The 11,768-nt window shown below is 68.4% G+C and carries 12 protein-coding genes and 1 pseudogene; 8 read left to right on the top strand and 5 right to left on the bottom strand.

What is annotated here, in order from left to right; genetic code table 11:
- Positions 1-8: 8 nt before the first annotated feature.
- The 8 genes and pseudogenes from rnpA to JO379_RS17225 all read left to right on the top strand — a co-directional run.
- Positions 9-377: pseudogene (rnpA, locus tag JO379_RS17190) on the top strand (ribonuclease P protein component); the annotation flags it as partial.
- Positions 378-436: 59 nt separating this feature from the next.
- Entirely contained in the window at positions 437-754 is a 318-nt protein-coding gene (gene yidD, locus JO379_RS17195; protein ID WP_130878585.1) for a membrane protein insertion efficiency factor YidD, read from the top strand.
- Between the two features lie 3 nt (positions 755-757).
- A complete protein-coding gene (gene yidC, locus JO379_RS17200) occupies positions 758-1,849 on the top strand; it encodes a membrane protein insertase YidC (protein ID WP_130878819.1) in 1,092 nt (363 codons plus the stop codon).
- A 14-nt stretch (positions 1,850-1,863) separates the two neighbouring features.
- Complete coding sequence (locus tag JO379_RS17205) at positions 1,864-2,385, top strand: Jag family protein (RefSeq protein WP_242626116.1); 522 nt, start codon at positions 1,864-1,866, stop codon at positions 2,383-2,385.
- Positions 2,386-2,620: 235 nt separating this feature from the next.
- Positions 2,621-3,337, top strand: a complete 717-nt coding sequence (gene rsmG, locus JO379_RS17210) for a 16S rRNA (guanine(527)-N(7))-methyltransferase RsmG (RefSeq protein ID WP_130878583.1) — start codon at positions 2,621-2,623, stop codon at positions 3,335-3,337.
- Positions 3,338-3,614: 277 nt separating this feature from the next.
- Positions 3,615-4,667: a ParA family protein gene (locus tag JO379_RS17215; protein WP_130878582.1), complete on the top strand. Its 1,053-nt coding sequence runs from the start codon at positions 3,615-3,617 to the stop codon at positions 4,665-4,667.
- A complete protein-coding gene (locus JO379_RS17220) occupies positions 4,664-5,797 on the top strand; it encodes a ParB/RepB/Spo0J family partition protein (protein ID WP_130878581.1) in 1,134 nt (377 codons plus the stop codon). The genes JO379_RS17215 and JO379_RS17220 overlap by 4 nt, the downstream gene beginning before the upstream one ends.
- Before the next feature lie 316 nt (positions 5,798-6,113).
- Positions 6,114-6,731 carry a GNAT family N-acetyltransferase gene (locus JO379_RS17225; protein WP_130878580.1) on the top strand — a complete coding sequence of 206 codons (618 nt, stop codon included), beginning with the start codon at positions 6,114-6,116 and terminating at the stop codon, positions 6,729-6,731.
- A 106-nt stretch (positions 6,732-6,837) separates the two neighbouring features.
- Here the strand turns inward: JO379_RS17225 and trxA are convergent, their stop codons facing one another.
- From trxA to JO379_RS17250, 5 genes are all read right to left on the bottom strand, one after another.
- Positions 6,838-7,164: a thioredoxin gene (gene trxA / locus JO379_RS17230; RefSeq protein WP_130878579.1), complete on the bottom strand. Its 327-nt coding sequence runs from the start codon at positions 7,162-7,164 to the stop codon at positions 6,838-6,840.
- 56 nt (positions 7,165-7,220) lie between these two features.
- Positions 7,221-8,189, bottom strand: coding sequence for a thioredoxin-disulfide reductase (gene trxB, locus JO379_RS17235; RefSeq protein WP_130878578.1), 969 nt, complete (start codon positions 8,187-8,189; stop codon positions 7,221-7,223).
- Positions 8,190-8,306: 117 nt separating this feature from the next.
- A complete protein-coding gene (locus JO379_RS17240) occupies positions 8,307-9,287 on the bottom strand; it encodes a zf-HC2 domain-containing protein (protein WP_130878577.1) in 981 nt (326 codons plus the stop codon).
- The gene (gene sigM, locus JO379_RS17245; RefSeq protein WP_209515629.1) at positions 9,284-9,976 is read right to left on the bottom strand and encodes an RNA polymerase sigma factor SigM; all 693 of its coding nucleotides are present in this window, start codon (positions 9,974-9,976) and stop codon (positions 9,284-9,286) included. Before sigM ends, JO379_RS17240 begins: the two co-directional genes overlap by 4 nt.
- A gap of 32 nt (positions 9,977-10,008) precedes the next feature.
- A complete protein-coding gene (locus tag JO379_RS17250; RefSeq protein ID WP_130878575.1) occupies positions 10,009-11,718 on the bottom strand; it encodes a protein kinase family protein in 1,710 nt (569 codons plus the stop codon).
- Between the last annotated feature and the right edge of the window lie 50 nt (positions 11,719-11,768).

Consider the following 11,768-nt stretch of genomic DNA (forward strand, 5'->3'; position numbering starts at 1 on the left):
TCCATGACGTGCTGCCTTCCGAGTCTCGGCTGAGGCGGCGCGAGGACTTTGCGACCGCGGTTCGCCGAGGACGCAGGGCCGGGCGCCCGCTCCTCGTCGTCCACCTTCGTAGCGGTACAACGGACCCGCACCCGCCTGAGGAGAACGCTCCTCAGGCGCGTGCGGGTTTCGTCGTGAGCAAGGCCGTCGGCGGTGCCGTCGTCCGCAATCTGGTCAAGCGGCGTCTGCGCCACCTCATGCGTGACCGGCTGGATCTTTTGCCCGCCGGTAGCCTGGTGGTGGTGCGGGCTCTGCCAGGTGCGGGTGAAGCGGACCACAGCCAATTGGCCCGTGATCTCGACACTGCGCTGCAGCGGCTGCTGGGAGGGGCACCGCGAAGCAATCCCCCGGGGGGCGACCCCCGGAGCCCCGGATCAGAACCGGGAGGGAGCGCACAGTGAAATACCCGCTGCTCTGGTTGATCAAGATTTACCAGTGGACCATCAGCCCGCTGCTGGGCCCGGTCTGCAAGTACTACCCATCGTGCTCGCACTACGGCTATACGGCCATCGACGTGCATGGCGCGGTCAAAGGGACGGTGCTGACGGCCTGGCGCATCCTGCGCTGCAACCCGTGGTCGCTCGGTGGCGTCGACCACGTCCCTCCCCGGAAGCGTCCGGTCTGGCATCAGCGGCTGAGGGGCCGCCTGGGTGGGCATCCCGTCGTGGATCCCGCCGCACAGCCCGAGACTCAGCCCAACGCCCAAGGAGCCTGAATGTTGGACACGATCCTCGGTCCTCTTTATTACGTTGTTTCCTGGATCATCGTCCAGTTCCACTCGCTGTACAGCCTTGTCTTCGACAAGGACAGCGGCTGGGCGTGGGGTCTGTCCATCGTCTCGCTGGTGGTACTGATCCGTATCTGCCTGATCCCGCTCTTCGTGAAGCAGATCAAGGCGACGCGGAACATGCAGGCGCTCCAGCCGAAGATGAAGGCGATCCAGGAGCGCTACAAGAGCGACAAGCAGCGCCAGTCCGAAGAGATGATGAAGCTCTACAAGGAGACGGGTACCAACCCGCTCTCGAGCTGTCTCCCGATTCTGGCCCAGTCGCCCTTCTTCATCGCGCTGTACCAGGTGCTGAACCACATCGCCCAGGGCAAGGTCGTCGGTGTCATCAACGCCGACCTGCTGGAGAGCGCCCGTAACGCGCACATCTTCGGTGCCCCGCTCTCCGTGAAGTTCATGGACAGCGCGGCCAAGGTCGAGGCTCTCGGTGCCTCCCTCACGGATGTCCGCGTGGTCACGGTCATCATGATCGTGCTGATGTCGGCCTCGCAGTTCTTCACCCAGCGCCAGCTGATGACGAAGAACGTCGACCTCACGGTGAAGACGCCGTTCATGCAGCAGCAGAAGATGCTGATGTACGTCTTCCCGATCATGTTCGCCGTCTTCGGTATCAACTTCCCCGTCGGTGTCCTGGTCTACTGGCTGACCACCAACGTGTGGACGCTGGGCCAGCAGATGTTCATCATCCGCCGTAACCCCACCCCGGGCAGCATCGCCTTCACCCAGCGCCAGGAGCGGCTGCGGGCCAAGGGCAAGATCGTTGAGGCCCCGGAGGAGATCGAGGCGAAGAAGGCCGCCGAGGCCGCGCGCGCCAACCGCCAGCAGCCCAAGCGGCAGCCGAAGGCCAAGCGCCAGCTCGCGGGCCAGACCGGTACGCAGACGTCCGGCGGAGCCGAGAAGACTTCGCTGGAGAAGAAGCAGCCCGAGGGCACCAAGCCCAAGCCGGCCGGCGGCTCGCGCAGCGCCAAGTCCGGGCAGCGCAAGGGCGGCCCGCAGCGGCCCAAGCACCCGACCAAGAAGTGATGAAGGAGTCCACTGTGACGGACACACAGCGTGAGACCGGTGCGGCCGCTGCTGAGGGCACCGACACCTTGTCCCGCCTGGAGCAGGAAGGCGAGATCGCGGCCGATTACCTCGAGGGTCTGCTGGACATCGCCGACCTCGACGGTGACATCGACATGGACGTCGAGGCCGACCGTGCCTCGGTGTCGATCATCAGCGACTCGACCAGCCGTGACCTCCAGAAGCTGGTGGGCCGTGACGGTGAGGTGCTGGAGGCGCTCCAGGAGCTGACCCGGCTCGCGGTGAACCGGGAGACCGGTGACCGCAGCCGCCTCATGCTCGACATCGGGGGCTTCCGCGCCCGTAAGCGCGAGGAACTCACAGCGCTGGGTGCCAAGGCCGCCGACGAGGCCAAGAGCACCGGTCAGCCGGTGAAGCTCGACCCGATGACTCCTTTCGAGCGCAAGGTCGTCCACGACGCCGTGGCCGCCGCCGGACTGCGCAGCGAGTCCGAGGGCGAGGAGCCCCAGCGCCGAGTGGTCGTACTCCCGGCCTGACCAGGTCCCACTTCCAGGTGTGTACGGCCCCGTCTGCTCGCAGGCGGGGCCGATCCTTGTCAGGCTGATGGTCGGACTCCGGTCTTCTCATCAGACACTGACCTTCAGAAGACACTGATCTTCAGAGACTTTCGCTGCGCAGCCATCATGGGTGTGCGGCAGCTTTTGGTGTGCAGGGGCTTCCCGACCGTGTGCGGGGCCTCTTAGACAACGTCGTACGGAAGGACGGTTCCCCGTGGAAGAGGCAGCGGAGCTCCCCCCCGCGCCCCCCGAGGCGCAGGCGGTATTCGGCGACCGCTTCCCGGAGGCCGTCCGCTACGCGGAACTGCTTGCCGACGCGGGCGTGAAGCGCGGCTTGATCGGCCCTCGCGAGGTCCCGCGGCTCTGGGAGCGGCACCTGCTGAACTGCGCGGTGCTCTCCGAGGCCGTGCCGGACGGTGTCTCGGTGTGCGACGTGGGCTCGGGTGCCGGGCTGCCGGGCATCCCGCTGGCGCTGGTCCGCCCCGACCTCCAGATCACGCTTCTGGAGCCGCTGCTCCGCCGTACGACCTTCCTCCAGGAGGTTGTCGAGCTGCTGGGCCTGGACCACGTCACGGTCGTGCGGGGCCGGGCCGAGGAGATGCTCGGCAAGGTGCAGCCGGTGCATGTGGTGACGGCGCGGGCCGTGGCCCCGCTGGACCGGCTGGCCGGCTGGGGAGTACCGCTGCTGCGCCCCTACGGCGAGATGCTCGCCCTCAAGGGCGATACGGCCGAGGAGGAGCTCAAGGGTGCCCGTGCGGCGCTGAGCAAGCTCGGCGTCGTCCGTACGTCGGTGCTTCAGGTCGGTGAGGGCATCGTGGATCCGCTGTCCACCGTGGTGCGGGTCGAGGTCGGGGAGAGCCCCGGCGGTGTGCGCTTCGCGGCCAAGCGTGCCAAGGCGGCACGGGTCAGCCGGACGCGTCGCCGTCGCTGATCCGGGGGCCGGTTGCCGGGGTCGCCATGCGGCGACCCCGGCAATGCTCCATACAAGCTGCCAAAACTACGCATAACGGAGTGTCGTCACAGGGTGGCGCCGTGTGCGGTGCATCGTGTTTCACGTGAAACGCCGCTCCCTGCTGCAAGGAATCATCGGCCGTGGCCGTGCGGCCGCCCCGCGCGACCGTCGTCCGGCCCACGACACGGGTTTGTCCACAGGTGACGTGGATTCATCCACAGGAGAACGGGCCTCGCTGGTTCACGACCCCGAAAGCATGGCAGGCTCTGTGCATTGCGAGCCTGATGTCGAGGAGAGTGAATCCTTGCGGTCCGACGCCAACATCGCGGGGCCGATGGCCGACCCGGTCCCCGGTCCCCGTCCTGCCGACTCCGAGCCAGTGGGTACCCCCGGTCCCCTGGCTGCCGGGGAGGTCGTTTCACGTGAAACGCCACCTCCCCCGATGCCCAGGCCGGAGCAGACCCGGGTGATGGTGGTCGCCAACCAGAAGGGCGGGGTGGGCAAGACCACCACCACCGTCAATCTGGCGGCCTCTCTGGCGCTGCACGGCAATCGGGTGCTGGTCGTCGACCTGGACCCCCAGGGGAATGCCTCCACGGCGCTGGGGATCGACCACCATGCCGATGTGCCCTCGATCTACGACGTCCTCGTGGACAGCAAGGCACTCTCCGATGTGGTGCAGCCGGTCGCCGATGTGGAGGGCCTGTTCTGCGCGCCCGCCACGATCGACCTCGCCGGTGCCGAGATCGAGCTCGTCTCGCTCGTCGCCCGGGAGAGCCGGCTTGACCGGGCGATCAAGGCCTATGAGCAGCCGCTGGACTACATCCTGATCGACTGCCCGCCCTCGCTGGGTCTGCTGACGGTCAACGCGCTGGTCGCCGGGGCCGAGGTACTGATCCCGATCCAGTGCGAGTACTACGCACTGGAGGGCCTGGGCCAGCTGCTGCGCAACGTCGAGCTGGTGCGAGGGCATCTCAACCCCAAGCTCCATGTGTCGACGATCCTGCTCACCATGTATGACGGCCGGACGAGGCTTGCCTCGCAGGTGGCCGACGAGGTGCGGACCCACTTCGGCAAGGAGGTGCTGCGGACGAGCATCCCGCGCTCGGTCCGTATCTCCGAGGCGCCCAGCTATGGGCAGACGGTTCTTACGTATGACCCGGGTTCCAGTGGTGCGCTGTCCTATCTGGAGGCGGCCCGGGAGATCGCGCTGCGGGGGATCGGCGTGCACTACGACGGCAGCAGGGCCCATCTGGTGGGCCGCCAACATCAGCAAGACCAGCACAGCATGTCGGAGGGGCTTCAGTGAGTGAGCGACGTAGGGGACTGGGCAGAGGGCTCGGTGCCTTGATTCCGCCGGCGCCGAAGGGATCGGACAACGGCGGTCCGGCCGTGGTGCCCGGCACGACGTCGCCGACCGCGGTGCCGGTGCTGACGGCCGAGCGAGGAGTGGCCGCCGCGAAGGTGACCACGCTGCCGATGGACGAGGTCTCCGGCGGGTCACCGAGGGGTGCGTCCGTTTCACGTGAAACGGAGAATCGGGCCCCCGCGACAGCCGAGGTGCCCTCGGTGGAGGAAGCGGCCGGCGCGCACTTCGCCGAGCTGCCTCTCGACTCCATCACGCCGAACCCCCGGCAGCCCAGGGAGGTCTTCGACGAGGACGCTCTCGCCGAACTGGTCACCTCGATCCGTGAGGTCGGGCTCCTCCAGCCGGTGGTCGTACGACAGCTGGCCCCGGAGCGCTATGAGCTCATCATGGGTGAGCGCCGATGGCGCGCCTGCCGCGAGGCCGGGCTGGAGAAGATCCCCTCCATCATCCGGGCGACCGACGACGAGAAGCTGCTGCTCGACGCCCTCCTGGAGAATCTGCACCGGGCCCAGCTGAACCCGCTGGAAGAGGCCGCCGCCTACGACCAGCTGCTCAAGGACTTCAACTGCACCCATGACCAGCTGGCGGACCGGATCGGTCGCTCGCGTCCGCAGGTCTCCAACACGCTGCGACTGCTGCGGCTGTCGCCGGCCGTGCAGCGTCGGGTCGCGGCCGGGGTGCTGTCCGCCGGGCACGCCCGGGCGCTCCTCTCGGTCGATGACTCGGAGGAGCAGGACCGGCTCGCGCACCGCATCGTTGCCGAAGGGCTGTCGGTCCGCGCGGTCGAGGAGATCGTGACGCTGATGGGCTCCCGTTCGAAGAGCTCCACGAAGGCGAAGGGACCCCGAGCAGGGGGCCGGGTTTCCCCGGCGCTGACCGATCTGGCCTCGCGGCTGTCGGACCGCTTCGAGACCCGGGTGAAGGTCGACCTCGGGCAGAAGAAGGGGAAGATCGTCGTCGAGTTCGCCTCGATGGACGATCTGGAGCGGATCCTCGGCACGCTGGCCCCCGGTGAGGGGCGCGTCCTGGAGCAGAAGCTCACGGGCGCGGAAGAGGACGACGCGGAGTAGGGCCGTTTCGCGGGCGTCGCTTCGACCGTCGTCTCAGGGGCGGGTCGTGTTTCACGTGGAACACGACCCGCCCTTTGCCATGTCCGGCTATCCGGTCAATCGCCGCGCGGATACCATGCGTTGAGGTATGGCACATCCACGTTGGACACAGTTCACGGAGGGACGGCGCCATGCGAACGGTGAACCGGGCCGGACTGGTGGCAACAGGATTGGGCCTGGGGGCAGTCGGCGGCTTCGTCGGCAGCTTCCTCTGGGAACGCAATGCGTTGCACGCAGCCCGGGGTATGGCTCGCGAAGGAAGTGAGGTTCTGGCTCCATGGGGCGTCGGCTCGTACCGCTCACGCTGGACAATCTCCCGGATCTCCCCAAGCGCTGTCGCGCCTGTGTCTTCTGGGAGTTGGACCCTGTCAGCGGCGAAGCCGCGCTGAGGGCCGGACGGCCGGAGCTGGAGAAGGAAGCCTGGATCTCCGCCGTGCTGCTGGAGTGGGGCTCCTGCGGTCGGGTGGTGTACGTCGACGATGTGGCCGTGGGCTTTGTCCTCTACGCACCGCCGGCCTATGTGCCGAGATCGACCGCCTTCCCCACGAGCCCGGTCGCGGCGGACGCCGTTCAGCTGATGACCGCGTGGCTGATGCCGGGTTATCAGGGGCAGGGGCTCGGACGCGTGATGGTGCAGACTGCGGCCAAGGACGCGCTGAGGCGAGGCTTCAAGGCGATCGAGGCGTTCGGTGACGCCCACTGGTCGGAGCCGGCGTGTGTGCTGCCCGCCGATCATCTGCTGGCCGTGGGCTTCAAGACGGTACGGCCGCACCCGCGCTATCCCCGGCTGCGGCTGGAGCTACGAACGGCGCTCTCCTGGAAGGAGGACGTCGAGCTGGCACTCGACCGGCTGCTCGGGGCGGTGCAGAAGGAACCCGCACTGCGGCCGCTCTAGAGCTGATCGCCCGAGCCCGCGAAGACGCCGATGGGCCCGCACCTCGAAGGAGATGCGGGCCCATCGGCGTGCTGCGGCCTGTTTCACGTGAAACAGGACCGCCTGCTCAGACGCTGAGGAAGGGGTCGAGCTCGCGCTCGAGGGCAACCTTCGGCTTGGCACCGACGATCGTCTGGACGACCTCGCCGCCCTGGTAGACGTTGAGCGTCGGGATCGACATGACGCCGTACTTCGCGGCCGTGGCCGGGTTCTGGTCGATGTTCAGCTTGACGATCTCGATCTTGTCGCCGTGCTCGGCGGCAATCGCCTCCAGGGACGGGGCGATCTGGCGGCACGGGCCGCACCACTCGGCCCAGAAGTCCACGAGGACGGGCTTGTCGCTCTTGAGGACGTCCTCGTCGAAGGTGGCGTCGGTAACGGTCTTGAGAGCCACGGAGGTCTCCTTACATCTTCTCTGCGTGGGGCGGGGGGAGGAGGAAGAGAGGGGGGTCAGGGGGTCTGCTCGGGCTCCCGGACGCTGTCGCTGTCCGAGAGGGAGGCGAGGTAGCGCTCGGCGTCCAGGGCGGAGGAGCAGCCCGTGCCGGCGGCGGTGATCGCCTGGCGGTAGGTGTGGTCCACGACGTCGCCCGCGGCGAACACACCGGTGAGGTTCGTGCGGGTCGAGGGGGCCGCGACCTTGAGGTAGCCCTCGTCGTCCAGGTCCAGCTGGCCCTTGAAGAGCTCGGTGCGCGGGTCGTGGCCGATCGCGATGAACAGACCGGTCACCGGCAGCTCGGAGGTCTCGCCGGTCTTGAGGTTGCGCAGGGTGAGCCCGGAGAGCTTGTTCTCGCCGTGGATCTCCGCGACCTCACTGTCCCAGACGAAGGAGATCTTGGGGTCTGCGAAGGCACGCTCCTGCATCGCCTTGCTGGCGCGCAGGGTGTCACGGCGGTGCACGACGGTGACGGACTTGGCGAAGCGGGAGAGGAAGGTGGCCTCCTCCATCGCCGTGTCGCCGCCGCCGATGACGGCGATGTCCTGGTCCTTGAAGAAGAACCCGTCACAGGTGGCGCACCAGGAGACACCGCGGCCGGAGAGCTCGTCCTCGCGGGGCAGGCCGAGCTTGCGGTGCTGCGAGCCGGTGGTGACGATCACGGCCTTGGCGCGGTGGACGGTGCCGGCGGAGTCGGTGACCGTCTTGATCTCGTCGCTGAGGTCGACCGCGATGACGTCGTCCGGGATCAGCTCGGCGCCAAAGCGCTCGGCCTGGGCCCGCATGTTGTCCATCAGGTCGGGGCCCATGATGCCGTCACGGAAGCCGGGGAAGTTCTCCACATCGGTCGTGTTCATCAGCGCGCCACCGGCCGTCACGGCGCCCTCGAAGACCAGCGGCTTCAGAGAGGCACGGGCGGTGTAGAGCGCGGCCGTATAGCCCGCAGGCCCGGAGCCGATGATGATCACGTTGCGGACGTCGCTCACGGGTGTCTTCCTTGTCTCTGCCGACTGCTGTCTGGGGTCCTGATGGGGTTCACCCCACCCAACGGATCCTACGGGGCGAGCATTCCCGACAGGTGACAGCTCACATGGAGAGACGGCTTAACCACGCGGCACGGTCTGGTCCGCCAGTACCTTTCCGGGTGACGAGGGCGAGGCGGTGACGCAGGTGGCGGAGACCACATAAGCGTCGACGAGTGCCTCGTTCCCCGGGTGCGGGAGGACGACGAGGTACGCCTCCTCGCCCTTGTACCGCTCCGGGTGCGCGGCGATGATCGCGTCCGAGCGCTTGGTGCCCTGCTGGATGCAGGCGGGGGCGGTGGTGCCCGTACCGAACAGCGTGGTGTTGGGGGAGTTCGGAGCGCTCATCCCCCGCGTCTCGGCGTTCTCCACGCCCTGCTGCTTCTCCAGCAGCTCATGGACGCGCGTCTTCAGTTCACCGGAGCCGAGGACGATCGCCGTCGAGGACGGCGCGGCCTGGGGGGTGCCCGTTTGATCGTCGCTGCCACTGTTCAGCAGGAAGAAGCTGCCTGCGCCGAGCACGGCCGCCGCACAGGCGGAGCCGAGCAGCACCTTCGGCCAGCGGCGGGCCCGACGACCGCGCGGCCCGGAGGAGCCGGTTGTCTGCCGGCCGGGGCCGGTGGTGGCGCGAGGCCGGGCCGGGGGGCGGTCGCCGGTTTCACGTGAAACGGACGAGGGACCAACGGACACGGGGTCAGTGGACACAGGATCACTCAGCACGGTTTCACGTGAAACGAGGTCCGCCGAGCTCTCCGTGTTCTCCGCAGCTGCCGTGCCCTGCGCGGTGGACGTGGTCGCGGGAGCGGTGGCCGAGAGGAGCGCTTCGGCCGCGAGTGCCGCGTCGATCCGGCCGGCGACATCCGTCGGCATCCGGAGCGGTCCGGGAAGGGTTCCGAGCAGCCCGCGGATCTCGTCCAGCGAGTTCCGTACGTCGTCGCACAGCTCGCAGTCGGCCAAGTGCTCCCGCACATCAGCGGTTCGTGAGGGGGAGAGGACACCCTCGGCGAGTGCGGAGATCTCCGCGACCTCCGGGTGCTCATCCGTGCCGGTCGTTGAAGTCACGCTCGCCCACCTCCGCCCTTCACTGGATCCGCGTCGTTCTTCTGTCCTGCCGGTGGTGGGACGGACGTCCCCTGCGACCGGTTCCTTCCCCCCTCGATGGGTGGGCTACCCCTGCCACCGGGGCGCAGATGGGTGAGCATCGGCAACAACCGGGCCCGTCCCCGGGCGCATCTGCTCTTCACCGTGCCGGTGGGGACGTCCAGGACCTTCGCCGCCTCGGCGACGGGATAGCCCTGCATATCGACGAGAACGAGGGCGGCACGCTGCTCTGGGGGCAGCGTGGCCAGGGCCTGCAACAGTTCACGGTGGAGATCACCGCGCTCAGCGGGCGCGGCCGCGGATTCATGGGGTTCGAGGAGTTGCTCGAGCCGCTCGGTCTCGGCGAGCGGCGCGGTACGTCGCGAGGCAGCCTTGCGGGCCCGGTCCAGGCAGGCGTTGACGGTGATGCGGTGCAGCCAGGTGGTCACGGCGGACTGCCCACGGAAGGTGTGCGCGGCCCGGTAGGCGGACACCAGCGCGTCCTGGACGGCGTCAGCGGCCTCTTCCCGGTCGCCGAGCGTACGCAGCGCCACCGCCCAGAGCCGGTCGCGGTGGCGCCGCACTATCTCGCTGAAGGCGTCCGGGTCACCTTTGACGTGCATGGTGAGGAGATCGGCGTCGCTCGCACCGCCACGTGTGACGTCGTCCAACGTCGAGTCCCTCCCCCTGACCCCGGAACGCGCTACCCGGAAACCTTGATCTCCGAAATGCCGCCGCGGTACCCGTTGCCGTTGATGTCCGGTGGCAGTTCGGTGATGTGGATCAGTACGTAGCGCGTCTTCAAGGACTTCTTGATGTCTACCTTGATGTGCTGGCCGACCGTGTCGAGCTTGGTCACACGCTGTGGGAAACCGCTGAGGGCGGTCGGAGTCGAGTCCGTCGACGGGTCGGCTGCGAGGATCTCCGCGGTCTGGCCCTGCCGGAACATGGTCACCTCGATGCGCGAGACGTCCTTGACACTACCGAGGTCGACGACGATGCCGCTGCCGTCCGCGCGGTTGCTGAGGTTGCCGAAGTTCGCATGACCGTAGAAAGCGCCCGTGATCCAAGCGCTGTTGGGGTTCTTGTCCACAGCCATGGACGCTTTGTCCCCGGAGAACGGAGCCGTCAGGGGTGAGAACTCCGTGCCGGCCGCAATCGGAAGCCGCTTGAGCGGACCCTTCTTGGGCAGACCGTCACCGGTCGACTGCGAGTGCTGGTCGTCCTTCGACTGGTTTCCGTCCTTCAGGAGCGTGTCCGCGAGCTGCCAACTGCCGAGGCCCAGGGCCGCGATGAGGAGGGCCGAGACGCTCCACTTGAGCGCCCTGCCCGTGCGGCTCTGGAGCGGGGGCGGGGGGACGGGGACGGGCTGGGTGGCGCGGCCGGGGTGCTGCGGAGGCTGACCGTACGTGCCGCGCTGATAGTTCGTGCGCTGATACGCCGGAGGAGTGGCGAAGGCCGATTCCGGCGGCCGGATGCGCGGCATCGCGGCCACCGCCTTGGCCAGTTCTTCCGGAGTCGTGCACGGCTGTTCCTGCCGTGACGCCGTGGCCCCGTCATTGACGAGTGCGCGCATCGCGAGCTCGGAGAGGCCGCGGTGGACGCCGGCGCGGACTTGGTCGGGGGCGATGAGGCCGACGCCCTTGGGCAGCCCGGACAGCCCGTGGGCGTTGCTCTCGTAGGGCCAGCGCTGGGTGAGGGCGGCGTACAGCAGTGCGCCGATGGCCTCGGTGTCGGTGCGCTGGGGGTGCTCGGAGGTGATCCCCCGGAGGGCGGCCATGACGGCGAGACCGCGGATCCGGTACTGGCCGGACTCGGTACGCAGTACGGAGCCGGGGTGGAGACGCAGATGGGCGAGGCCCTCGCGGTGGGCGGCCGCCATGGCCTGGGACACCTGGCTGACGAGCTGGTAGGCGTCGTGCGGCTCCATCGGGCCCGCGGCGAGGAGGGGAGTCAGCTCGGTGGCGTCGGGCAGCCACTCGTGGACGACGTAGACGAGGTCGTTCTCCTCGACGGCGTCGAGGACCTGCACGAAGCGCGGGTCGCCGAGCAGTGCGGCCGAGCGGGCCGCTGCGAGCACCGGGCGGGCTCGCGGGTGGTCCGCCGGCAGCAGGTGGACGCCGACGGCGCGGCGCAGCTTCTCGTCGACCGCACGCCAGCTGCTGAATCCCTCCAGACGGGTGACGCACTCCTCCAGGCGGTACCGCTTGGCGAGCTTGTGACCGCTGTGCAGCTCGGGCGGTTGTGCGGCGCGCGCGGGGCTTTCGGGCTCCGCGCGCTCGGTGTCCTTGTGTGTGCCGACCTTGTTCTCGGCCTCCACCCCGTCGGTCGTGGCCTTGTCCGCCTTGGCGGTCAGCGGCTTGTCGCCGCTGTTGTCAGCCACGTCGACGGCAGCCGTGCTCCGTTCCGCCACCGTCGTTCCTGCCTCCCCATCCGTTGCACGCCGTCCACAGCCACGACAAT

Origin of the sequence: Streptomyces syringium (assembly GCF_017876625.1) — a bacterium.
GTDB classification, from domain to species: Bacteria; Actinomycetota; Actinomycetes; order Streptomycetales; family Streptomycetaceae; genus Streptomyces; species Streptomyces syringius.